Annotated in this window: 20 protein-coding genes; 15 read left to right on the top strand and 5 right to left on the bottom strand. The window is 34.7% G+C overall.

The genetic code is table 11. The features are described from left to right. Window positions 1-3 precede the first annotated feature (3 nt). On the bottom strand, window positions 4-987 hold the full coding sequence (gene guaC, locus BAU23_RS15325) for a GMP reductase (RefSeq protein ID WP_071734770.1): 984 nt from the start codon (window positions 985-987) through the stop codon (window positions 4-6). Window positions 988-1259: 272 nt separating this feature from the next. Here guaC and BAU23_RS15320 point away from each other — a divergent pair, with 272 nt between their 5' ends. Both BAU23_RS15320 and BAU23_RS15315 read left to right on the top strand, forming a co-directional pair. After that, a complete protein-coding gene (locus BAU23_RS15320) occupies window positions 1260-2225 on the top strand; it encodes a lysozyme inhibitor LprI family protein (protein ID WP_000825584.1) in 966 nt (321 codons plus the stop codon). Between the two features lie 206 nt (window positions 2226-2431). Next, a complete protein-coding gene (locus BAU23_RS15315) occupies window positions 2432-3877 on the top strand; it encodes a DEAD/DEAH box helicase (RefSeq protein WP_071734769.1) in 1446 nt (481 codons plus the stop codon). Between the two features lie 42 nt (window positions 3878-3919). On the opposite strand, the gene BAU23_RS15310 is transcribed toward BAU23_RS15315, so the two are convergent. Next, on the bottom strand, window positions 3920-4480 hold the full coding sequence (locus tag BAU23_RS15310) for a DUF1836 domain-containing protein (protein ID WP_000427893.1): 561 nt from the start codon (window positions 4478-4480) through the stop codon (window positions 3920-3922). A 164-nt stretch (window positions 4481-4644) separates the two neighbouring features. Between BAU23_RS15310 and trhA the strand changes: the two genes are divergently transcribed. From trhA to BAU23_RS15275, 6 genes are all read left to right on the top strand, one after another. Further along, window positions 4645-5292 (top strand): PAQR family membrane homeostasis protein TrhA, encoded by a 648-nt coding sequence (gene trhA, locus BAU23_RS15305; protein ID WP_000995373.1) that lies wholly within the window; start codon window positions 4645-4647, stop codon window positions 5290-5292. 184 nt (window positions 5293-5476) lie between these two features. Beyond that, window positions 5477-6493, top strand: a complete 1017-nt coding sequence (galE, locus tag BAU23_RS15300; RefSeq protein WP_000996529.1) for a UDP-glucose 4-epimerase GalE — start codon at window positions 5477-5479, stop codon at window positions 6491-6493. 413 nt (window positions 6494-6906) lie between these two features. Further along, window positions 6907-7497: an AmiS/UreI family transporter gene (locus BAU23_RS15295; RefSeq protein ID WP_000542579.1), complete on the top strand. Its 591-nt coding sequence runs from the start codon at window positions 6907-6909 to the stop codon at window positions 7495-7497. A gap of 101 nt (window positions 7498-7598) precedes the next feature. Next, the gene (locus BAU23_RS15290; protein WP_071734768.1) at window positions 7599-8477 is read left to right on the top strand and encodes an NAD-dependent epimerase/dehydratase family protein; all 879 of its coding nucleotides are present in this window, start codon (window positions 7599-7601) and stop codon (window positions 8475-8477) included. A gap of 380 nt (window positions 8478-8857) precedes the next feature. Next, window positions 8858-9928: a nitric oxide synthase oxygenase gene (locus BAU23_RS15280; protein ID WP_000047631.1), complete on the top strand. Its 1071-nt coding sequence runs from the start codon at window positions 8858-8860 to the stop codon at window positions 9926-9928. A 363-nt stretch (window positions 9929-10291) separates the two neighbouring features. Further along, window positions 10292-11860 carry a BCCT family transporter gene (locus BAU23_RS15275; protein ID WP_071734767.1) on the top strand — a complete coding sequence of 523 codons (1569 nt, stop codon included), beginning with the start codon at window positions 10292-10294 and terminating at the stop codon, window positions 11858-11860. A 160-nt stretch (window positions 11861-12020) separates the two neighbouring features. On the opposite strand, the gene BAU23_RS15270 is transcribed toward BAU23_RS15275, so the two are convergent. After that, window positions 12021-13319 carry an MFS transporter gene (locus BAU23_RS15270; RefSeq protein WP_071734766.1) on the bottom strand — a complete coding sequence of 433 codons (1299 nt, stop codon included), beginning with the start codon at window positions 13317-13319 and terminating at the stop codon, window positions 12021-12023. Between the two features lie 328 nt (window positions 13320-13647). Here BAU23_RS15270 and lytS point away from each other — a divergent pair, with 328 nt between their 5' ends. The 6 genes from lytS to msrB all read left to right on the top strand — a co-directional run bounded on the left by lytS (window position 13648) and on the right by msrB (window position 19861). Beyond that, the gene (lytS, locus tag BAU23_RS15265; RefSeq protein ID WP_000933597.1) at window positions 13648-15417 is read left to right on the top strand and encodes a two-component system sensor histidine kinase LytS; all 1770 of its coding nucleotides are present in this window, start codon (window positions 13648-13650) and stop codon (window positions 15415-15417) included. Further along, on the top strand, window positions 15395-16135 hold the full coding sequence (locus BAU23_RS15260; RefSeq protein WP_000921820.1) for a LytR/AlgR family response regulator transcription factor: 741 nt from the start codon (window positions 15395-15397) through the stop codon (window positions 16133-16135). The genes lytS and BAU23_RS15260 overlap by 23 nt, the downstream gene beginning before the upstream one ends. Before the next feature lie 133 nt (window positions 16136-16268). Then, window positions 16269-16700, top strand: coding sequence for an antiholin-like murein hydrolase modulator LrgA (lrgA, locus tag BAU23_RS15255; protein WP_000104910.1), 432 nt, complete (start codon window positions 16269-16271; stop codon window positions 16698-16700). A 36-nt stretch (window positions 16701-16736) separates the two neighbouring features. Beyond that, the gene (lrgB, locus tag BAU23_RS15250) at window positions 16737-17429 is read left to right on the top strand and encodes an antiholin-like protein LrgB (RefSeq protein WP_000204773.1); all 693 of its coding nucleotides are present in this window, start codon (window positions 16737-16739) and stop codon (window positions 17427-17429) included. Between the two features lie 335 nt (window positions 17430-17764). Further along, window positions 17765-18799: an AI-2E family transporter gene (locus BAU23_RS15245; protein ID WP_001166003.1), complete on the top strand. Its 1035-nt coding sequence runs from the start codon at window positions 17765-17767 to the stop codon at window positions 18797-18799. Window positions 18800-18895: 96 nt separating this feature from the next. Continuing rightward, window positions 18896-19861, top strand: coding sequence for a peptide-methionine (R)-S-oxide reductase MsrB (msrB, locus tag BAU23_RS15240; RefSeq protein ID WP_071734765.1), 966 nt, complete (start codon window positions 18896-18898; stop codon window positions 19859-19861). 25 nt (window positions 19862-19886) lie between these two features. On the opposite strand, the gene BAU23_RS15235 is transcribed toward msrB, so the two are convergent. Continuing rightward, the gene (locus tag BAU23_RS15235; RefSeq protein WP_071734764.1) at window positions 19887-23003 is read right to left on the bottom strand and encodes an efflux RND transporter permease subunit; all 3117 of its coding nucleotides are present in this window, start codon (window positions 23001-23003) and stop codon (window positions 19887-19889) included. 245 nt (window positions 23004-23248) lie between these two features. Between BAU23_RS15235 and BAU23_RS15230 the strand changes: the two genes are divergently transcribed. Beyond that, entirely contained in the window at window positions 23249-24121 is an 873-nt protein-coding gene (locus BAU23_RS15230) for a TetR/AcrR family transcriptional regulator (RefSeq protein ID WP_016131022.1), read from the top strand. A gap of 55 nt (window positions 24122-24176) precedes the next feature. On the opposite strand, the gene BAU23_RS15225 is transcribed toward BAU23_RS15230, so the two are convergent. Continuing rightward, window positions 24177-25247, bottom strand: coding sequence for a hypothetical protein (locus BAU23_RS15225; protein WP_016079161.1), 1071 nt, complete (start codon window positions 25245-25247; stop codon window positions 24177-24179). Window positions 25248-25263 lie beyond the last annotated feature (16 nt).

The raw sequence follows: 25263 nt of genomic DNA, 5'->3' as shown, positions 1-25263 counted from the left end.
AAATTAATATACTTTATCACCGTTGAAAATAGAGTTTTTCACAACTACATAATCTACAGTACGAATTGAATCTAACTTTGTTCCACCAGCGTAAGAGATAGAAGATTGAAGATCTTGTTCCATTTCGATTAAAGTATCTTCTAAAGAACCTTTATGCTCAACGAACATTTTCTTACCTTCAACGTTTTTCTTCTCGCCTTTTTGGAATTCAGAAGCTGAACCGAAGTACTCTTTATAAAGTTTGCCATCTTTTTCGATTGTTTCCCCTGGAGACTCTTCATGACCAGCGAATAGAGAACCGACCATAACCATAGTTGCTCCAAATCGAATTGATTTAGCTACATCACCATGCGTACGAATACCACCGTCAGCGATAATTGGCTTACTTGCAGCTTTTGCACACCAGCGAAGTGCAGCTAACTGCCAACCACCAGTTCCAAAGCCTGTTTTAATTTTAGTAATACAAACTTTACCAGGTCCAATACCAACTTTTGTTGCATCAGCACCAGCGTTTTCTAATTCTCTTACCGCTTCTGGAGTTCCAACGTTTCCAGCGATAACGAAGCTTTCTGGTAAATGTTTTTTAATATGTTGAATCATGTTGATCACAGCATTAGAGTGACCATGTGCGATATCGATTGTAATGTATTCAGGTGAAAGTTGCTCAGCAGCTAATTGTTGTACGAATTCGTATTCGTCTTCTTTAACACCAACGCTGATTGAAGCAATTAATCCACGTGATTGCATATCTCTAATGAATGAGATTCGTTTCTCTGGTTGGAAACGATGCATGATATAGAAGTAATTATTTTCAGCTAAATAAGTTGCGATTCTTTCATCTATAATCGTTTGCATATTTGCAGGTACGACAGGTAATTTAAATTTATGTTTTCCTAAAGTGACATTTGTATCACATTCAGATCGGCTGTTTACAATACATTTTGCAGGAATTAATTGAATGTCTTCATAGTCAAATACGTTTTCCATCATTTACACCCCTAAAATACGAATATTTTATTTTTATTGATTAAAAATGTTCGTCCATAGGATAATTTACATCATTTTTATTAAGAAGTCAAAGATTTTCTTAACATTTTTTTTGAAAGAAGCTAATATCTTTTAAAAATAACGTTAAAAACGAATTTAAATAGTTTTTATATGCATAACGTTCGTTTATAAAAAAAGTAAGGAAAGTTGCGATAATTGCATAAAATTGTATGTGTGCTTCTTATTTTGGGTGAGGGGGCTGGGGGAATACGATGAAAAGGTTAATACTAATAATAGGAATAACTTTGTTGGTTGTTGCTGGATGCGGCAATAATGATGCATTTGATAAGGCGAAGAAACAAGGAGATTTAGCACTGGAAAATAAAGAATACGATAGAGCAGTCGCATCTTTTGAATTAGCATTAAAAGAAAAGAAGGATGACCGAGAAGTAAGGCTGAAGATGAATCAAACGAATAAAATGATTGAAGCATTGCAGGAAAGTAATATAGACCGGGCAATTTCGTTATTAAGAGAAATTGAAAATGATTCTGCTAGTTCAGTTATATTAGTCAAACAAGTAAAAGAAAAACGAGAAGATTTATCTAATCAAAAAGATGAGGAAGAGAAATATAAGCAAATGCTTGCTAAAGTAGAAGAGTTGAAAAACGAGCAGAAGTTTGTGGATGTAAAAGAGCAACTGAACGTAATTATTAGGGAAACGAAAGGGAAAGAACAGTTTAAAATATATTATCAAAATGCGAATGAACAAATTACACAGATTGTGCCGAGGACAGTAGAGGTAGATAAAACAAAAGATGAGAACCGTAAGGAAGAAAAAGTAATAGAAGAGAAGCCGAAGAAAGAAAGTGTTATTACCGGTCAAAAGGCAGAATATATTACTAAACTAAATAGTATTGAGGAGAGTTTGAAGAAACTCGATTATTTATATGAGAACGGAATTACAACTGAAATGAAAGAAGGAGAAGTTAAAAGATACGATGCATGGGATCAAGCTTTAAATGAGATTTATGGTGTTTTGAAAAAGCAACTTTCTACAAGTGAAATGAACACTTTGAGAGAGAAACAGCGTGAATGGATTAAGTATCGAGATCGTAAGGCGGAAGAAGCTTGGAATGAATCTGGGCAGGGAACATTATCAGGGATAGCAACTATTTCATCGAAGGCAACTAGTACGAGGGAAAGATGTTATCAGTTAGTTGAACAGTATATGAAATGATAAAAGTTTATTTTTATAATGAAATAATATTTTTAAAAAAATTCTGAAATAGAGACCCCTTTTGTTTAGTCAGGCGAATCACGAATGATTCGCCTTTTTATGTGAGCTTTCAAGTATAATGAATAAGGTGATAATAACGTATATGATGATTCAGTGATAGGAAAAGCGAAAAAAGAAAATAATATATCATAAAAAGAGGTTAATATATGAGTAAAAAAAGTTTTGCTGATTATGCATTAAGTAAAGAAATTGTAAGAGCACTTACTGGTTTAGGCTATGAACATCCAACGGAAGTGCAAGGAGAGGTTATTCCAGTTGCCTTGCAAAAGAAAGACCTTGTCGTGAAATCACAGACTGGAAGTGGAAAAACGGCTTCATTCGGTATACCGCTTTGTGAAATGGTGGAGTGGGAAGAGAATAAGCCACAAGCTTTAGTTTTAACACCGACGAGAGAGCTTGCGGTGCAAGTGAAAGAAGATATTACGAATATAGGCCGATTCAAAAGAATTAAGGCTGCTGCAGTTTATGGTAAATCGCCATTCGCGCGTCAAAAATTAGAGTTAAAGCAAAAAACACATATTGTAGTTGGGACTCCTGGCCGTGTGTTAGATCATATTGAAAAAGGTACTCTTTCTTTAGCGTGTTTGAAGTATTTAGTTATTGATGAAGCAGACGAAATGCTGAATATGGGCTTTATCGATCAAGTAGAGGCAATTATTGACGAGTTACCTACAAAACGAATGACAATGTTATTTTCAGCAACACTTCCAGAAGATGTTGAAAAATTATCTCGTAAATATATGGATTCGCCAATGCATATTGAAATTAAGGCTGCTGGGATTACAACAGATAAAATTGAACATACACTTTTTGAGACGAGAGAAGAGGAGAAGCTTTCACTTCTTAAAGATGTAACAACGATTGAGAATCCAGATAGTTGTATTATTTTTTGCCGCACACAAGAAAATGTAGATCACGTATTTAAACAATTAGATCGCGTTAACTATCCTTGTGACAAAATACATGGTGGTATGGTACAAGAAGATCGTTTTGAAGTTATGGACGATTTTAGAAAAGGAAAGTTCCGTTATTTAGTAGCGACAGACGTAGCAGCTAGAGGAATTGATATTGATAATATTACACATGTTATTAACTATGATATTCCATTAGAAAAAGAAAGTTATGTACATCGTACGGGAAGAACGGGACGAGCTGGTAATAAAGGAAAAGCTATTACATTCATAACACCGTATGAAAATAGATTTTTAGAAGAGATTGAGGAGTACATCGGCTTTGAAATTCCAAAGGCACTTGCACCTTCAAAGGAAGAAGTTATGAAAGGGAAAGCAGTATTTGAGGAAAAGATACATGCTAAACCAATTATAAAGAAAGATAAAAATGCGGACCTAAACAAAGGAATTATGAAATTGTACTTTAATGGCGGGAAGAAAAAGAAAATCAGGGCGGTAGATTTCGTCGGTACAATTGCTAAAATTAAAGGTGTTACAGCAGGAGATATAGGCATTATTACAATCCAAGACAATGTTTCTTACGTTGAAATATTAAATGGAAAAGGACCACTTGTTTTAAAAATCATGAAAAACACAACGATTAAAGGGAAACAATTAAAGGTTCATGAAGCAATTAAATAAACAAAAAAACTATCCACTTCAAACAGGTGGATAGTTTTTTGTTTAAGATTCTTTGAGATCATCAACTAATTTTTCCGCTAAACGTCTATACATATTACTCATAGTCACGAAGGATGTTAGTAATAAAAGCTTTTCTAGCGTTGGATCTTCTAAGGAAGAAACCTCGTTTACATCCGTAACACGTTTATTTACGTCTTGTTTAAAGCTTTCCACATTGGTTTCAGTAAGAGAAAGATAATCTTTATATAGAGTATTTAATTCGAATGTATCATCGTTTATTAACGGTGCATTTATATTTTCTAAGGAGCTTTTTATATCATTAATGGAAAGGGCTCCTTTTAATTGATAAATTAAGCTGATTAAAATCATATGCTCTTTTGAGTACTTTTTATTTTTGATAGGGATGAATAATTTCCCTTTTGCGTAATTGTTAATCATTGTTTTTGTTAATACTTTTTCATCATCAGTTCTCGTTGTATCCGCATAAGTATTCTCAAATAGTTGAACGACTTGGTCTACATATAAGTCGACATTTGGGATATCCTCAAGTTTAATATTTTTTTCTAAATGTAATGATTCAAGTAATTTATTTATATTTTCCACGTAGAATCCCTCACTTTTATAACTTAGTGGAACTTAATGTTTAGTATATCTTTAAATATGGTATTACGAAACAAATGAAATGTAAATGTTGACCCGTACGAATAATGTGTATATAATTACATGTAGTTATGAAAACTACATGTAATTATATGAGGGGTGTTTATATGAATGCTTATGTAAGAGAACCGGTTAATGCATTTACTCACTTAGGGGGAGCTGTATTATCATTTATTGCATTATTAGCTATGATTGTGAAAGTTTCTGTTAAGATGCCATCTTTTGCTGCAATTACAGCTGTTATTTTATTTGGTATCGGGATGATGGTCCTTTATATGGCGTCAGCTGTGTATCATAGTGTCGTAGCCAGTGAACGTGTTATTTATTTCTTTAGGAAGCTAGATCATTCTATGATTTTTATATTAATTGCAGGTACATATGCACCCTTTTGCTTAATTACATTAAATTCGGCAAATGGTTTACTATTATTTTGTTTAGTTTATGCAACGGCAATTTGTGGTATTGTTTTTAAAATGTTTTGGTTTAATTGTCCAAGATGGTTATCGACAGCAATTTATCTTCTGATGGGTTGGTTAATTGTTCTATTCTTTGCACCGCTAGCTGAGAATTTAAGTACAGGAGGTATTATTTTCTTAGTACTTGGAGGCATTTTTTATACAATTGGTGGGTTTATTTACGGTGCGAAGCCGAAATGGTTGGAGTTTAAATATATGGGACACCATGAAATTTTTCATGTTTTTGTATTGTTAGGTAGCCTTGCTCATTTTCTAAGTGTATATTGTTACGTAATTTAATAAAAAAACGCCACGCGATGTCTGTTATGTGGCGTTTTTTTATTACCTGATTGGAATCGTGTATTGTATAAAATAATCATGGGATAAAATGTAAGTTTCTGTGTTCGCATAATAAACATTGGATAAGAAATATGTGATATACTTTGAGAAGTTTATAATGAATGAAATATGGAGGACTATAATTATGGCAATACTTGTAACAGGTGGAGCAGGATATATTGGTAGTCATACATGCGTAGAATTACTAAATAACGGTTACGAAATTATAGTAGTAGATAATCTTTCGAATAGCTCAGTAGAGTCTATAAATCGAGTGAAAGAGATTACAGGAAAACAGTTTACGTTTTATAAAGAAGATATTTTAAATCGCGAAGCACTGGATATGATTTTTGAAGAAAATACAATTGAAGCTGTTATTCACTTTGCAGGCTTTAAGGCCGTAGGAGAATCAGTAGCAATTCCGTTAACGTATTATCATAACAACATTACAAGCACATTAGTGCTATGTGAAGTGATGCAGAAGCATGATGTGAAGAAGATGATCTTCAGTTCGTCTGCAACAGTGTATGGTATCCCAGAAACATCACCAATTACGGAGGAGTTTCCATTAAGTGCAACAAATCCATATGGTCAAACGAAATTAATGATTGAACAAATTATGCGTGATGTAGCATTTGCGGATGAAGAATGGAGTATCGCATTACTTCGTTATTTCAACCCATTTGGCGCGCATGAAAGTGGACGTATTGGAGAAGATCCAAACGGAATTCCAAATAACTTAATGCCATATGTAACACAAGTAGCAGTAGGTAAGCTAAAGGAATTAAGTGTATTTGGAAATGACTATCCAACAAAAGATGGCACGGGTATCCGTGATTATATTCACGTTGTAGACTTAGCCAATGGCCATGTAAAGGCGCTTGAAAAGGTACTTGGCACTACTGGGATAGATGCATACAATCTCGGTACAGGTACTGGCTATAGTGTATTAGAAATGGTTGAAGCATTTGAAAAAGTTTCAGGCAAGGAAGTTCCTTATAAAATTACGGAACGTCGCCCTGGTGATGTTGCAGTATGTTTTGCAGATGCATCAAAAGCGAAGCGTGAATTAGGATGGGAAGCACTGCGCGGATTAGAAGAGATGTGTGCAGACTCTTGGAGATGGCAATCAAATAACAAAAATGGCTATCTAGAAGTTTAATAAATAAAAATGACCTTTTTGCGGGAACAAAAGGTCATTTTTATTTATTTACATTAAGTTTATTAGCAAATTTAGTAAAGAAAGTTCGTCGTTTTATAGGAGCGTTTGACTGACAAAATGTATTATCCTATTAATTTTTTATAGAAATAAAAAACGTAATATTGAAAAGAATTCCAATACTTGTATCATGGTCAGAGTACGTTTATAATCAAGGAATCCTATTTAATGTTCTGATAGGCTTATTTATTATTGAAAGCGTTTTAAATTCCGGCCCTTTTTAAGGTAGGAAGTCTGACTTGTTTAGATTAAAAATTATGTATGTAGTTTTAAATAGGAAGAAAAATAATAAAGGATTACTTTATATTGTGGGGAGGTTAAAAGTGTGAAAGGGAAAGACTTTCACACGAATATATATGGGTTACGTAGGATTATTACTTTCAGGTGCAGCTTTATTTTTAAATAGTCTTGTTATATTGGGCAAAGTAGAGATGAAAAGCGCAGGTGTCTTTAATTTATTTGTAGGGGCATTACAAATTATTATACCGTTTTATTTAATTATGATTTCTGATCAAAGTAATTGGACGGTATATTCATATGCAGCTACCTTTTTATTTGGTTTAACTTATTTATATGTAGGCGTTACTTTTATTAAAGGAATGGATAGTAGTGGACTAGGCTGGTTCTGTATTTGGGTAGCAATTATTGCCCTATTCTATATGGTCGTTTCATTTGTTCAATTCCACGATGTTGTTAATGCGTTAACATGGTTTATGTGGGCATTACTTTGGTATTTATTCTTTGTGTTAAATGCGCAAAAAAAGAATATCAATCAATATCTTGGCAGAATTGCATTTGTACAATCATGGGTAACATTGACGTTGCCTTCACTCTTTTATTTTATGGGAGTATGGGGAGAAGGCTTCGTATATGAACTATGGGTTTATGTATCAGTAATTTCTATTTTATATTGCTGCTATTGTATTTTTAAATATCGAGTACGTTAAAGTATCGTATGTAAGAAAGCATGGAATCTTGATAATGATTCCATGCTTTTTGTTTATATGTAGGTTTATAATTAAGGTAGTATTTTACAAAATAGGGGATGATGAAAGTGAAAAAAGTGTTGGTTCTAGGGGGAACAAGGTTTTTTGGTAAGCAGTTAGTAGAAGCGCTTTTACAAGAGGGGCACGATATAACAATTGCAACACGAGGATTTACGGAGGATTCTTTTGGGGATACGGTAAAAAGAATTGTAGTAGATAGAGAAGACGGAAAGTTATTGGAAGAGCGCTTGGAGGGTAAATGCTATGATGTTGTATACGATAATTTATGCTATAGCTCGAATGCTGCGGAAGTTATATGTAAAGTATTACGTGGTAGGGTGAAAAAATATGTTATGACATCCTCAATGGCGGTTTATGAGCCTACATTAAACTTGCAAGAAGAAGACTTTAATCCGTATACATATTCAATTACGTATGGTGATAGAGGGGACTTCACTTATGGTGAGGGGAAGAGATTGGCGGAAGCAGTGTTGTTTCAACGAGCAACATTCCCTGTCGTTGCTGTACGATTTCCCGTCGTTATTGGAGAAAATGATTTTACGAAGAGATTACAGTTTTACGTTGAAAATGTTGTGAAACAAGAGCCTATTGTCGTGGATCGTTTAGAAGGGAAATTGTCGTTCATACATGAAAAAGAAGCTGGAGAGTTTTTAGCATGGTGCGGAATGGGAAACATAGAAGGACCAATTAATGCTTGTAGCAACGGGGTAGTTTCTACTGGAGAAGTTATTCATTTCATAGAAGAAAACACGGGAATAAAAGCACTTATTCAAGAAGTAGGAGATAATATAGCACCTTATAATGAAGTGACTAATTGTACGTTACATAATGGAAAGGCTCGTGAATTAGGATTTTCATTCCGAGAATTAAATGCAGAAATAAAAAATGTTTTACAGCATTACATAGATAGATTGAAGTAATTATAAATCCCCCGGTGGCAATCCGGGGGATTTAGGAGGATTTCAACAATACTGGTTTAACATTACCAAATTTACCTGACACGCATGATGAATGGCAGGCATCATCAATATATGGATCTAGTTCACCATAGCCTTATGAAAGATTGGGTAATTGAAAAAACATGCAATTACCGATTTTCCACCCAAAAAGTTGGTTTAGGTAAAAATAATTTCCTTAAGTCAAAAATACACTTGTTTTTTTCGGAAGTCAACAATAATTCTAGAAATCTTCTGATAAATATTACGATAAAAGTAACACTTCGACTTTCGTTTGTGACTCTTATTCTTTTTGCTTATACTGTAAAGTAGTAACGTTTTGTTGAAATAGAAGGAGATTGTTTATGAGTAAAACGAAACAATTAATAGAGGAAGCGAGTAACTTTATTACTATTTGCTATAAGGAACTTAATAAAGAGCAATTAATAAAAGAGCGTATGGAAGAAATTTTAATAGAGATAGAAAAGACGGGCACATATGAGCATACATTTGAAGAGCTTGTTCATGGATCACGGATGGCATGGCGTAATAGTAATAGATGCATTGGGAGATTGTTTTGGAGTAAGATGCACATATTAGATGCGCGTGAAGTAAATGATGAAGAAGGTGTATATAATGCATTAATTCATCATATTAAATACGCGACGAATGATGGGAAAGTTAAACCGACAATTACGATTTTTAAGCAATATCAAGGTGAAGAGAATAATATACGACTTTATAATCATCAATTAATTCGATATGCAGGATACAAAACGGAAATGGGAGTAATCGGTGACTCCCACTCTGTCGCATTTACTGATTTATGCCAAGGTCTTGGGTGGCAAGGAGAAGGCACAAACTTTGATGTATTACCGCTTGTATTTTCTGTTGATGGAAAAGAACCTGTATATAAAGAAATTCCTAAAAAAGAAGTGAAAGAGGTACCAATTGAACATCCAGAATACCCAATTTCATCACTAGAAGTAAAATGGTATGGGGTACCAATGATTTCAGATATGCGTTTAGAGATTGGCGGTATTTCCTATACGGCAGCTCCGTTCAATGGATGGTATATGGGAACGGAGATTGGGGCTCGTAACTTAGCGGATCATGATCGTTATAATTTACTTCCGGCTGTTGCGGAGATGATGGAGTTAGATACATCGAGAAACGGTACGTTATGGAAAGATAAGGCGTTAATTGAATTAAACGTGGCTGTTTTACATTCCTTTAAAAAACAAGGAGTTAGTATTGTGGATCACCATACAGCTGCACAACAGTTTCAACAATTTGAGAAGCAAGAAGTAGCTTGTGGACGGGTTGTAACAGGGAATTGGGTGTGGCTCATTCCACCGTTGTCGCCAGCTACCACTCATATTTATCATAAACCGTATCCGAATGAAATTTTGAAGCCGAATTTCTTCCATAAATGATATTTAGTATAGGGTTTTTTTCTGCAAAATATAATTTTTTTTAATTACTGTTACGTAGCAAATGGAAGCCTTTACTCTCGATTATTTTTGGAAGGGGATTTTTGAACCAAGGAGTTCCTTATGTTATAATCAAATTTCTGTTTCGAAGACCTTATGGAAATATAAGGTCTTTTGTTTTGCTTTTTTATGTGATAGGAATAGAAATTTTCTTTTAAATAAAGGATTTAGCATATTTTTAGGGACAACATAAGTGTGTAGAAAATCGATGAATTATTATGCTTATATAATCATTGTGTTTTGGGTGTAAACAATAAAACATAATAAAGTTGTTTTTTTAGATTGCTGAGGAAGGAGGAAGTGTAAATGAGAATGAAGAGTCGAAAAACGGATTGGCCTGTATTTCTTATTAGTGGTGGCTTACTTTTATTATTTGTAATTGCAGTTTTTTTAAATAAAAGTTACGTAGAGGGAGTCATTAATAGCAGTTTTGCAGCTTCAATTAAATATTTTGGTGCCTTTTGGCAGGTTTTATTAATTGGTACATTTGTTGTTGCTATGTGTATGGCGTTCTCGAAATATGGGAGAGTTAAACTTGGGGGGCTAGAAAAACCTGAGATTAGTACGACAAAATGGCTCGCTATTATTATGTCTACATTACTTGCCGGAGGTGGCGTTTTTTGGGCAGCGGCAGAGCCGATGTACCACTTGATAACGGTGCCACCAATACATGAAGGTATATCTGCTGGAACGAAAGAAGCGGTAATGCCGGCTTTAGCACAAAGTTACATGCATTGGGGTTTCTTAGCTTGGACGATTTTAGGGACAATTAGTGCAGTAGTGATGATGTATGGGCATTATCATAAAGGGATGCCGTTAAAACCCCGTACACTTTTATATCCTATTTTTGGGGAGAAATTACGAAAGAGTATACTTGGAACAATGATCGATGCGTTTGCAATTATGGCGGTAGCTGCAGGGACAATTGGTCCAATCGGATTTTTAGGACTACAAGCAAGTTATGGGTTACAAGCATTGTTTAACATTCCTGATGTGTTTACTACTCAATTAGCCATTATTGTTTGTGTAGTAGCTGTTTCTACTATATCTGCGGTAACGGGAATTGATAAAGGGATTCAAATTATAAGTAATTTAAATGTTAGGTTAGCAGTTTTATTAATGGTATTCGTATTACTGTTTGGACCAGGTGGATTTATTATTGATTCATTTGTTTCTTCGTTTGGATTTTATATAAATGAATTTATTCCAATGAGCACATATCGTGGTGATACAGGTTGGTTAGGGTCGTGGACAATCTTTTTCTGGGGATGGTTTATTGGATATGGACCGATGATGGCAATTTTAGTGAGCCGTATTTCAAGAGGAAGAACAATCCGAGAAATCATCGTTGCAATTGGAATTATTGCACCTATTATTACAACGTTTTGGTTTACTATACTAGGGGGATCAGGTGTGTTTTATGAGTTAATGAATCCTGGTTCTATCTCGAACGCATTAAGTGAATCTGGTATGCCAGCAGCTATGATTGCAATTACACAACAATTGCCGCTCTCTAATATTATCGGACCAGCATTTCTTTTATTAACAATTTTATTTGTAGTGACAACAGGAGATTCAATGGCCTATTCAATTTCAATGGCAGTGACTGGAGATGGAGATCCTAGAATTAGTTTGCGAGTTTTTTGGTCGCTTATTATGGGCGCAGTTGCAGCGATTCTTTTATACATGGGTGAGGGAAGTATTAACGCCTTACAATCCTTCATTGTAGTGACAGCTGTTCCGGTATCACTTCTATTATTCCCAATGCCATGGTTAGCTCCTAAAGTTGCAGGGGAATTAGCATTGAAACAAGGTATTGTAAAAGAGCAAGATAAAACTGCTTTCTTATTCCAGAAGGCTAGTAAATCAAAATAAATAATAAACAAAATGGTTGTATGTTTTATTTTATAATAAAGCAGATTATTTTATATAAAAAGAGGAAGCATTTCATTTGAGATGCTTCCTCTTTACTATTTATTTAACTACTTTTCTTGAAGGGGCTAGTACTTGAACAATCATTTTGTACAGTTTCAATCTAGTCTAATACTTTATCTTTCGTCTCTGGGACACATAATAGCATCGTAACTAAACCGATTGGATAGATAATGAAGATGAGAGATAATGCGCTCATTAGATTACCGCCTGCAGCAAGTAATCCGATAATAACAGGTCCAAATCCAGCTAAACCACGTCCTGTACCGAAAATAAAGTTTTCTGCTGTAGAGCGAGCTTCAGCAGGATAGTTTTCAGCTAAAATTGCTCCGAATCCTCCCATCATTCCATTTGCAAAGAATCCAAGCAATGCACTTCCCCATAACAATAATGTTGAGTCTGTGAATAAGAAGAAGTAAATGAGACAGTATATAGTACCACCGACATAATAGATTGTAAAAGTTTTACGGCGACCAATTTTATCGGCTAGAATACCAAAAGTTGCAATTCCGATTAGCATGCCAATCGTAGAGATGAACATCCAACCGCTCGCTTTTGCTAATGTGTAGTTATATTTATTCGCTAAAATAGTTGGCATCCATGTGAAGATTCCATAATATCCTAAGTTCTGGATGAATGACATAATAATAAGACCAATTGTTGTTATTGTTACTTTTTTATTTGCAAATAACTTTCGAAGTGGGAACTTTTTCATTTGCTTTAGCTGTTCTGCCTCAGTAGTTGTTAAATTACCTTCAGCTTCTTTTTGTAACAATACTTTTTTGTATCGTTGTTTTTGTTCCCATATTTTCGGTTCACTTAAACTTTTGCGGACGTAAACAGCTAGTAGGGCTGGAATGAGTCCAAATAAGAAAACAGCTCTCCATCCGAAATGCGGGACGATAAATGCTGGAAGGAGTGAAGCGACTAGTACGCCAAATTGCCATCCAAGTGCAACAACGGATGTCGCCTTAGCGCGCATTTCTTTAGACCATGTTTCAGTTACGATGGCCATTCCAATCCCGAATTCACCACCAACTCCCATTCCAACTAAAAAGCGAAGAATTAATAATTGCCAATAATCCGTTGCGAAATAAATGAGTGCTGTTGCTAGTGAAAATAGTAAGATTGTGAAGGCCATCGTACGGATACGCCCAAATAAATCAGCGATAAATCCAAATAAATAAGACCCGATTAGCATTCCTATTGTGGTGGCTAATGTTAAGTTTCCACCTTCAACAGGGCTTAAATGAAATTCTTTTAAAATGTAGACGAGTACGAAAGATAAGAGCAACATGTCTAAACCTTCTGCTGCATATCCTAGCGCAGAACCAAATAATGTTTTATATCTTTTCTCTTTTGTCTCCTCTGTTGTTGATTGTACATCAGTAGTGACGTTCATCATTACTCCTCCTTATTTTCTTCTACAGTCGCTATGGAAGAATAACAAAAGGCCTTCTCACCTGATATGATGAGAAGGCCAAAAAAGCATACGTATCCCTAAAAAAGACCATACGTATAGTATATTCCGACTTCCTTCTCAACCTCACGGGGTTGGGTTAAAGGACTGTATTATATTACTTTATTTTTAGCACTCTTCTGTTAGATTGTCAAATAAAGAGGGAGTTGTTATGTGTAAAATATTTCAAAAGATATTTCATTCTTCTTGACGCACGCTTCATTATTTTCCCATAATAAAACTAACTAATATAAAAAGGAATGAATCACAGATGCTAAATTTAGTACTTATGATGATTGAACGTGTTGGACTTATTGTTATTTTAGGATTTTTACTTTCTCATATTAAAACGTTCAGGCGTCTTCTCCATAGGCAGGATGGGTATGTAGATAAGCTTAAGCTTATTTGTATTTTTTCAGTGTTTACAATTGTAAGCAATTACACAGGAATTGAAATTGCAGGGAATACAATTATGAAAGAAAATTGGCTACAGGGTGTTTCGTCATCTAGTACAATTGCGAATACACGTATTATGGGTGTTGGAATTAGTGGATTGCTTGGTGGTCCTATCGTCGGAATTGGAGTAGGATCGATTGCTGGTATTCACCGTTATATGCTTGGCGGGACGACAGCGCTAAGTTGTGCAATTTCGTCAATTTTAGCAGGAGTTATAACGGGTTATATTGGATACATTTTCAAAAAATATAATCGTACAATTACACCTAAATTTTCAGCGATTTTAAGTGTTTTTATCGTTTCTTTAGAAATGGTTATGATTCTATTAATTGTAGAGGATGGAATTAGTATTGTGAAAACAATTGCGATACCGATGATCCTTGTGAATAGTTTCGGGAGTTTTATTTTACTTTCTATGATACAAGCCATTTTACGTCAGGAAGAGAATGCAAAAGCTCTGCAAACACATAAAGTATTACGAATTGCCGATAAGACATTACCATATTTCCGCCAAGGCTTAACAGAAGAATCGTGTAAGCATGTGGCACAAATTATTCACCGCTTTACAGGAACAGATGCGGTATCCTTAACAGATACGGAGAAAATATTAGCTCATGTTGGATTAGCATCAGATCACCATATTCCTTCACATAGTTTAATAACTGGTTTATCGAAAGAAGTGTTGAACACAGGAAAAATAATGAAAGCGAAATCGCGTGAGGTTATTAATTGTCAACATGAAGGCTGCCCTTTGCAAGCGGCAGTTGTTATTCCATTAACTTCACATGGGAATACGATAGGAACATTAAAGCTTTATTTTAAAAACTCTAATCAATTAAGTCGTGTTGAAGAAGAGCTAGCGGAAGGGCTGGCGAAAATCTTCTCTACACAGCTTGAGTTAGGTGAAGCTGAGTTACAAAGTAAGTTATTGCAAGATGCTGAGATAAAAGCGCTGCAAGCACAAATCAATCCGCATTTTTTATTTAATGCAATTAATACAGTATCAGCTCTATGCCGAACGGATGTAGAGAAAGCGAGAAAATTATTATTGCAGCTTAGCGTTTATTTTCGCTGTAATTTGCAAGGGGCACGCCAATTACTTATTCCAGTAGAACAAGAGTTGAATCATGTACATGCATATTTATCGTTAGAACAAGCGAGATTTCCGAACAAGTATGAAGTGAAGATATACATTGAAGAAGCACTAAAGGTAACTTTAGTTCCACCATTTGTGCTTCAGCTATTAGTTGAAAATGCACTACGCCATGCTTTTCCAAAAAAGCAGCTAGTGTGCCAGGTTGAGGTACATGTGTTTGAAAAGGAGGGGATGGTTCACTTTGAAGTGAAGGATAATGGACAAGGGATTGAGAGTGAACGTCTAGAGCAATTAGGAAAAATGGTAGTTCCATCAAAGAAAGGGACTGGAACAGCTTTATACAATATTAATGAGCGACTTATCGGGTTGTTTGGGAAAGAGACAATGCTTCAAATTGAAAGTGAATTAGAGCAAGGGACAAAGATCCTCTTTGTAATTCCGAAAAAAGTAGGGGAGGAACAACGGAGTGTTAAAAGTATTAGTAGTTGATGATGAAATGTTAGCGCGCGATGAATTGAAATATTTATTAGAGCAAACGAAAGAAGTAGAGATAATAGGTGAGGCGGATTGTGTAGAGGATGCATTAGAAGAATTAATGAAAAACAAACCAGATATTGTTTTTCTAGATATTCAATTATCTGATGATAACGGATTTGAAATCGCAAATATATTAAAGAAGATGAAAAATCCCCCTGCAATTGTATTTGCTACTGCATACGATCAATACGCGCTGCAAGCGTTTGAGGTAGATGCGTTAGATTACATTTTAAAGCCATTTGATGAAGAACGTATCATACAGACATTAAAGAAATATAAAAAACAAAAGCAAATAAAATTAGAAACAAAGCAAGATGTAAAGAGTGTAGATGTAACGACCGAGATGCATAAATTAGCATTACCAATTGAGGAATCGATTGTACTTATTAATATTGAAGATATTGTTTATGTAGGGCTTGTAGATGGAAAAGTAGCTGTAAAAACAATGAAAGAAACATATGTAACACATGATACACTTGTGATTTTGGAAAAGAAATTACCGCAAACCATTTTTATGCGTGTTCACCGTAGTTTTATTACTAATATTAATCATATTTCTGAGGTACAGCCGTGGTTTAATTCCACTTATAACTTAATTATGAAAGAGGGGTCTAAAGTCCCGGTTAGCCGTACATATGCAAAAGAACTCAAAAAGCTGCTTCGTATTTAAGAAGCAGCTTTTTGTATTTCATCTGCCTATATTTGTAACTAATTTTGTATATTTGACGTTCTGTTATGTAAACGCTTACAGTTTTGTTTGTATCTTATACAATAAAGGTACCAAATCGAAAGAGGTGGCCAAAATGAGTACGAAAAAAGTATATAGTTTCTTATCACAAGCATTCATATTTTCAGCTATTATGTTAGTTTCTAATATTATCGCAACACATTTACCAATTCCGATGCCTTCATCGGTAATCGGGTTAGTTGTTTTATTTAGCCTATTATGTTTAAAAGTTATTAAATTGGAGCAAGTTGAATCACTCGGAACCGCTTTAACGGGGATTATCGGATTTCTTTTCGTCCCATCAGGTATTTCAGTTATTAATTCTCTTGGTGTAATGAGCCAATATTTCGTACAAATCTTAACTGTAATCGTTGTTGCAACAATTATTTTACTTGCTGTAACAGGTTTATTTGCACAATTGATTTTAGGTAAAGATGAAAAAGAAACAAAAGATACAAAAGAGTTGAAAGTTGTAAACAAAGGAAGCAAACACGGAAAAGTTGCGTAACTATTTTAGACCATACATGGTTAGGAGGTAATGAACATGACAAGCACAATGACTCCATATTTCGGAATCGTCGTTTCATTAATTGCATACGGAATCGGAACATTTTTATTCAAACACTCAAAAGGATTCTTCTTATTTACACCACTATTCGTAGCAATGGTATTAGGGATTGTATTTTTAAAGGTAGGTAACTTTACTTTTGAAGAATATAATACTGGTGGGAAGATGATTAGTTTCTTCTTAGAGCCAGCAACCATCGCCTTTGCAATTCCATTATATAAACAAGTTGATAAGTTGAAAAAATATTGGTGGCAAATTTTATCGGCTATCGTGGTTGGATCTATTTGTTCAGTGGTTGTCGTGTTCATTGTCGCAAAAGCAATTGGTTTAGATACAGCTGTTATGAACTCAATGTTACCGCAGGCAACAACAACAGCAATTGCATTACCAATATCTGAAAGTATAGGTGGTATTCCAGCAATTACATCATTTGCAGTTATTTTTAACGCAGTTATTGTATATGCATTAGGAGCTTTATTCTTAAAAACGTTTAGAGTTAAACATCCGATTGCTAAAGGTTTAGCGCTTGGGACAGCAGGGCATGCGTTAGGGGTTGCAGTAGGTATCGAAATGGGTGAAGTAGAAGCAGCTATGGCAAGTATCGCTGTGACAGTAGTTGGTGTCGTAACAGTGGTGGTTATTCCAATATCCATGCCATTTATTGGATGATAAAACTTACTTAAAAAAATATAAAAGCAAGCTATTTGTAGGACGGATTTCTACTGATAGCTTGTTTTTTATGTTACAGTAGTGGTAAGACCTATTGAAGAATAAAAGTTTCCTTAAATCTTCATTAATACTGTGCATAATGCGTTTTGAAATAGGTCATTGTATTGTAAAATAAGAAGTAACATAATATATTAGCACAATTAACGAGCGATTAGGCTGGAAGATAAATTGCTCGCAATGGCTTTAATATTAAAGGATAATTATAAGTAGAGAATAGAGAGAGATCTACTTGTTAACGTTTTACTTTATAGGACAGGAGAGAGTACTCGTCGATTATGCAAATAAAAAACCTGTTTCAAAGCAAAGGATTTCAGAGGTTAATCGTATTAGTATTACTTGCTCTCATATTGTATGGGATGCAAAGTATGTTAAATTTAATTTTAATTACGTTTATGTTGACGTATTTAATGGATCGATTCCAAAAGTTTATTTCTCGTAAATTAGATCATTTCATGCCAATTAATCGGAAAATTATTATAGCGCTTTTATATGTAATGTTAGTGGCGGGAATTGCCATTACGCTATTTAAATATTTACCGGTATTAACAATACAAATTTCACAATTGATTTATCAATTTAATGTATTTTTAAGAAATCCACCTGATAGTGAATTAATTAAGTATGCAGTTAATGCTGTTAATCATATGGAGCTTTCTAAATATGTGGGGCAAGGCGTAGACATTTTGTATAAATCTATTACGAATGTTGGGAAATTTGGCCTTCAAGTTTTACTTTCTGTAATTTTAAGCTTATTTTTCTTACTTGAAAAAGCACGTATCGTTGCTTTTACTTCGAAATTTAAAGAAAGTCGACTTGCAATTTTCTATAGCGAAATAGAGTATTTCGGAAAGAAATTTGCACGTTCATTCGGAAAAGTAATCGAAGCACAATTTTTAATCGCAATTGTTAACTGTGTTTTATCTGTTATCGCATTATGGATATTAGGATTCCCGCAATTACTAGGTTTAGCGTTAATGATTTTCTTGCTTGGTTTAATTCCAGTCGCAGGTGTTATCATTTCGTTATTCCCACTTTGTATGATTGCTTACAATATCGGCGGTATTATGTATGTCGTTTATATTTTAGTTATCGTAACAGTAATTCATGCGCTTGAGAGCTACGTGTTAAACCCGAAATTTATGTCGCAAAAAACAAATTTACCGATTTTCTACACGTTTATGGTACTAATTTTCTCTGAACACTTTTTAGGTGTATGGGGACTAATTATTGGTATTCCGATTTTCATTTTCTTATTAGATGTCTTAGATGTGACAAGTGATGAAAATGAGAAAGATATTTCTAAAAAATAAAGTAAAGAAAAAGCATCGATGTTCGATGCTTTTTCTTTTATAACATTATGTTTCTTATGCCATACTGTAAGGAGAATATAGAATAGGGGTGAAATAATGGCTGTAAATGAAAAGGTAGAGTTAGCTACATTTGCTGGAGGGTGCTTCTGGTGTATGGTTTCGCCATTTGAAGAGATGGAAGGGATTATACAGGTCGTTTCAGGTTATACAGGTGGTCATAAAGAGAATCCAACGTATAAAGAAGTGTGCGCGGAAACAACGGGACATTATGAAGCAGTACAGATTACATTTGATGCAAATAAAATGCCGTATGAGGAATTGTTAAATATATATTGGAAACAAATTGATCCGATCGATATTGGAGGCCAATTCCACGACCGCGGACAGTCTTATGAAACAGTGATTTTTTATCACGATGAAGAACAACATAGAAAAGCAGAAGCTTCAAAAGAAGAGCTCGAGAAGAGTGGGCGTTTTTCGAAGCCGATTGCTACAAAAATATTACCAGCTATTACGTTTTATCTTGCTGAAGAATATCACCAAGGATATCATAAGAAAAACACATTCCGTTATGAGTTATATCGTAAAGGTTCAGGGCGAGATGCCTTTATTAAGCAACATTGGCCAAAGGATAATGCTCATTTACAAGAAAAATTAAACGAGATGCAGTTTTATGTAACACAGGAAAATGGAACTGAACCACCTTTTCAAAATGAATATTGGAATCATAAAGAAGAAGGACTTTATGTAGATATTGTTTCAGGTGAGCCGTTGTTCACCTCTATGGATAAATTCGATAGTGGATGCGGATGGCCAAGTTTTACGAAACCAGTTATGTCAGCTAGTGTGAAAGAAAAAATGGATGTTAGTCATAATATGACGCGTACGGAAGTGAGAAGTAAAGAAGGAGATTCACATCTTGGGCATGTATTTCCAGACGGTCCAGGACCAAATGGTCTTCGTTACTGTATTAATTCAGCGGCGCTACGCTTTATTCAAAAAGAAGAGTTAGAAAAAGAAGGATATGGTGATTTTCTAATCCTTTTCGGAAATAAAAAATAACCTCGCAAGTAGCGAGGTTATTTTTTTATTTTACTTTTTTCTTTTGAAATTTGCTTAGTGCTTCGTAAACGATTGGAACAATAAGAAGTGTTAATAACGTTGAACTTGTTAATCCACCAATTACTGTTACACCAAGTCCTTTAGAAATTAAGCCGCTACCTTCAAATCCTAATGCAAGCGGGATAAGAGCACCGATTGTTGCGATTGCGGTCATTAAAATAGGACGCAGACGTGTTGCACCAGCTTCTAATAAAGCTTCACGCGTTGATAGACCTTCATTTTCCTTATGAATAACGCGGTCGATAAGTACGATAGCATTTGTTACAACGATACCGATTAACATAAGCGCACCAATCATTGCAGAGACACTTAACGTTTCACCAGAGATTAATAAGGCAACAAGAGCTCCGATAATTGTAAATGGTAGCGAGAATAAAATTGCGAATGGTGCAAGAGCACCGCCAAATGTAACGACAAGAACGAAGTATACAATGGCAATCGCAGCTAACATCGCTAAGCCAAGTTGCTTGAATGATTCTTCAATATCTTTTGAAACGCCGCCCATAGAAACATCTACGCCAGAAGGAAGATCCATTTTATCTACTTCTTTTTGAACAGAGGCAGATGCCTTTGAAACGTCATCAGATGTTAATTTCGCACTTACTTCTGCATAAACACGACCGTCGCGGTGTTTCACTGTATTCGAAGTTTCCCCTTCTTTTACAGTCATCACATCTTTTACAGCCACTTCATTACCAAGTGGTGTTGTAAGTTTTCGGTTTGTTAAGTCATCGATTGTTTCATAATTTTGTTTTTCAGCTTCTACATATACATTGACATCTTTACCGTCTTTTTTAATTGTTGTCAGAACAGGACGATCATGTTGATTAGAAAGTCCCATTCCAATTTGCGCAGCCGTTAGACCCATTTTACTTAGTTTTTCCTGGTCTGCGACTAAAGTGTATTCTGCATATGTTTTTGCAATACTAGAGTCTACATCTTTTAAGTCTTTATTTTTCTTCATGATATTTTGAATATCTTTTACGACAGGTTTAATGTCTTCCGAGTTATCTCCGTAAACGTATAGTTTAATTTCATTACTACCGCCACTCGCTCCGAAATCTTGGTTTTTCCATTCACCTTTTTCAGACATCTTTTGTAAATCTTTTACGACTTGTTCTTTCTCTTTTTCGAAGTTTTTCGTGTCGTTATCATATTGCACGAAGAACATTGCTTGATTTGATTGACCAGGACTCATTGGGTTTTCGCCACCTAATGAGAACTGAATTGTTTTGACGTCTTTATTATCTTGGAAGTGCTTCTCAGCTTTCGTTGCAATTTTTTCAACGTCTTCTAACGTTTGCCCGGGTTCAGGATTGTACGTTGTAATGATCATTTTTTCTTCTTCAGATGGTAAGAAACTTACACCGATAATCGGCACAAGTGCAAGACTACCAACTAATAGAAGGACAGCAATACTTGATGTGATGATTTTATGATTTAAAGCCCATTCAAGTATACGTTTATAACCGTTTGCTAATTTACTTGGTTTTTCTTCGTGATGTACTTCTTTTTCCCTCATGCTCTCTTTTTTAAATAAAGAGTGAGCTAGCATCGGTACGATTGTAACTGCTACTAGTAACGATGCTAATAATGCGAAGACGATAGTTAAGGCGAATGGTAAGAACATTTCACCAATCATACCCTTTACTAGTCCAAGAGGTAAGAATACAGCAATTGTTACAATGGTAGAAGACATAATTGGGATAAACATTTCTTTCGTAGCTTCACGAATTAAATCTTTCCCGCGCAGTTTCTCTTCTGATAACGACATACGTCGGTAAATATTTTCAATAACAACAATGGAATCATCGACGACGCGTCCGATAGCGACTGTCATTGCTCCGAGTGTCATAATGTTAAGCGTAATATCCATTTGTTTTATGACTAATACAGCAATCAATAAAGAAAGTGGGATGGAAACGACAGAGATCAATGTTGTTCGGATATTTCGTAAGAACAGCATAATAATAACAATCGCAAAGATAGCACCAAAAATGGCTTTGCTCAGCATTGTTTCTACTGATTTCTCAATAGGTGCACCTTGGTCGAATGTTGAAATAATCTCTAAGTCTTTATATTTTTTCTCAAGGTCTGTTACTTTATCTTTCACTGCATTTACAACATCAACTGTATTCGCATCAGCAGCTTTCACAATTTGAATTCCAATGGCTTCTTTTCCATTTGTTCGAGAAATAGATTCTGCTTTTCCGACTTCTTTAATGTCAGCAATTTCGTCTAATGTAACTGTCGGAATCCCGTTCATAGCGGCTGGATTCATTTGCGGCGTTTGTGCACCAGCTCCAGCATTTTGACTACCTTGACCGCTAGGTGATGAAGGTACAGCTGGGATTTTTAGCTCTTTTAATGTTTTAATTGTTGTAATATTTCCATCTACAACAACTGATTGTTCCGTGTCTTTAAATGTATATAAGCCAAGTGGTAAAGATACATCCGATCCTTTAATCACATTTTTTACCGTATCTTCACTTAAACCTAATTCTTTCATCTTATCTTTCTTGAAGACAAGTTGTACTTCATCTACTTGTTGACCTGAAATTTGAACAGATGCAACACCATCAAGTCCTTTTAATCCTGGAACAACATTTTTTTCTACATTTCCTGTTAACGTAGCTAAAGATTCATTTTTACTTGCTACGCTTAACGAAATAACAGGAAAAGCATTAAAGTTTACTCGAGAAACTTTCGGATCTTTTACGCCTTCCGGAAGTTTCACATTCGCAAGAGATTCTTTAATTTCTGTTTCGGCCTTTTCCATATTTTTATCAAAATCATACTCTACTTGAATAGAAGATGCGTTTTGAAAAGATGATGAACTAACAACGTTTACACCGCTTAAATTTTGCAGTTGCTCTTCCATCGGTTTTGAAACTTTGTCAGCGACCTCTTCTGGTGTAGCACCAGGATAAACCGTAGTTACTGTTACAACAGGTGTTGTAATATCAGGAATTGTTTCCAGCTTCATATTGAGCCCAGAATAAATCCCAGCAATCGTAACAATAATGGTTAGTAGCCAAACCGCGAACTTGTTTTTTAACGAAAAATTGATGACTTTGTTCATGTTTGCGCTCCCTTTTTATTTTATTGACCAACTGGTCAGTCTAATACATAATATAACTGACTGATTGGTCAGTCGTCAATGAAAAGAGATGGTATAATAAAGTGAAATTATAACCAGAGGGCTTTTACGGTCACCTAAAATTCTTTGCTTCCACAGAATTTTGAAGTGGTTGTCTCACCGTCCGTAAATAGCGGGATAAAATTAAATTTATAATATGATGCGAGATTAAATTTAGGAGAGAAGATATGAAAGAAAAAGAGCGTTTAATTATAGAATCGGCTATGAAGTTATTTGCGACTAAGGGTGTGAATGCAACGCCAGTACAGGAAATTGTCACAGCCTGTGGTATATCAAAAGGGGCTTTTTATTTATATTTTAAATCGAAAGATGAGTTGTTATTAGCGACACTTCGATATTATTATGACAAAATCCAAAAGAAAATGCTGGATATTGATAGAGAATCTTTATTGCCACGTGAAAAATTTGAAAAACAATTGTGTTGCCAGTTTACTGATGTACAGAAGCATAAGGAATTTATTATTATGCACGCGAGAGAAAATGCTATTCCATTTAATAAAGAAGTAGAAGAATTTATGATGAGGATGAAATTAGAGTCTCATGCATTTTATCGAAATAGCTTACTGTCCATTTATGGCGAGAAGGTTATTCCGTATTTGCTAGATTTAGTAATTATGGTAGAAGGGATATGCCGTGGGTATTTAGAATTAATTATTTTAAATGCGCCAGAAATTGATTTGTCCTATGTCTCAGCTTTTATTTTAAATAGGATAGACAATTTAGTAGAAGGGCTTCTAGAATCTTCGGAGGAACCTGTTCTGCATGAGGAGGTACTGGGAGAATTTCTTTGTAGTTCCAATCTTATTAAGGAACAGGTAAAGGAACATTTTTTAAGTGAAATTATTGTATTTAAACGAACATTAGCCGATCAATTAGAAAATGATGAGTTACTTGTTACTTTAGATGTTTTAGAGGCTGAAATGCGGTTGCCAAATCCAAGGATTCCAGTCATTAGAGGGATGTTAGCTAATTTAAAAGGTTACGACGAACTAACAGATTTTAGGTTAAGGTTGATTGAGTATTACAATGCGCCAAATTGAAATAGGAATAAATTTGTAAGATGAAAAGGGCACCATTTGTAAGGGGCCCTTTTCATTATTTAGGTCTTTCATCTGAATTTATTAGTTTAGAAGTATCGAAATTCTTTATTTCATTAGAGAAATCAATTAGCCTTTGGTCATAATCTTTTTTATTAGTAATAGGCTCAATTGTCGCTAATTGTTTTACAATCCAATCATTTATATATCTGTAATAGTGCGTTTGATCGGACATATAATTAGAAAGATTATATGTAACTTCTTTTTGATCTTGGAAATCATAAAGTTTTACATTTTTTAGTTCTTTTAATTTATTGTATACTTCTTTTTTAAATAACATATTTTCTTCTGTATGCTTTGGGTCGTTTTTATCCATAACTACGTGATACGTTACTGGATACGGTGCATAGAAAAATGTAAACTGTACTTCCGGGTTTTGTTTTACGAGTTCAATAATATTAGAATCAAAAGATTTAAGCATTTGTTCATGATACCAACCCTCACTGATTGATTGATGAGGTGTTCCATCGACAACCTTTTTAGCTATATCTACTGAGAATTTTGGCTCGTCATCTCCAAATTTATATAGCCAATGAGGATCCTGTGGAGATTTTGTTGGATCTAATTTTAATTTCATGTTCTGTAATGCCATTTTTCGAGAGTATGGACTAAGAAAATATTGGATATCATTCAATTTATTTGTATCATACATGTAAGTTGGGAACGGTGAAGCACCTTCTGATACCCATTCAGGTTTTCCAGAGAATGAATATAAATTAAGCTCCCAAATAATATTTTTAACAGTTTTTGAATGCGTAGCTAACTGAGCTGTCATATTTTGCTCCCTGGCTGTTGAACCTGGAAGAGAGCCGTTAAAGCTTGTAGTATGAAGTAATTTATCAGCATCAGGTTCAAGGAAATTTCTGCCCATAGAAGTCCCTACAAATAAAGTATCATAATCCATATTTTTAACAATTCCAGGCATTTGATAGCGTTCAGTAGCATAAAAATAATCGTTTTTCTTAAATTTATATACGTACAATGGATCAAGCTTATAGACAATAGAGCAAACTATTCCAGATAAAATGAATAGGAATATAATAAACCAACATATAAAACGCTTATACATATTTTTCACCTACGGT

This window comes from Bacillus nitratireducens, from assembly GCF_001884135.1.
GTDB lineage: Bacteria > Bacillota > Bacilli > Bacillales > Bacillaceae_G > Bacillus_A > Bacillus_A nitratireducens.
This window is presented reverse-complemented; position numbering and strand designations above follow the sequence as displayed.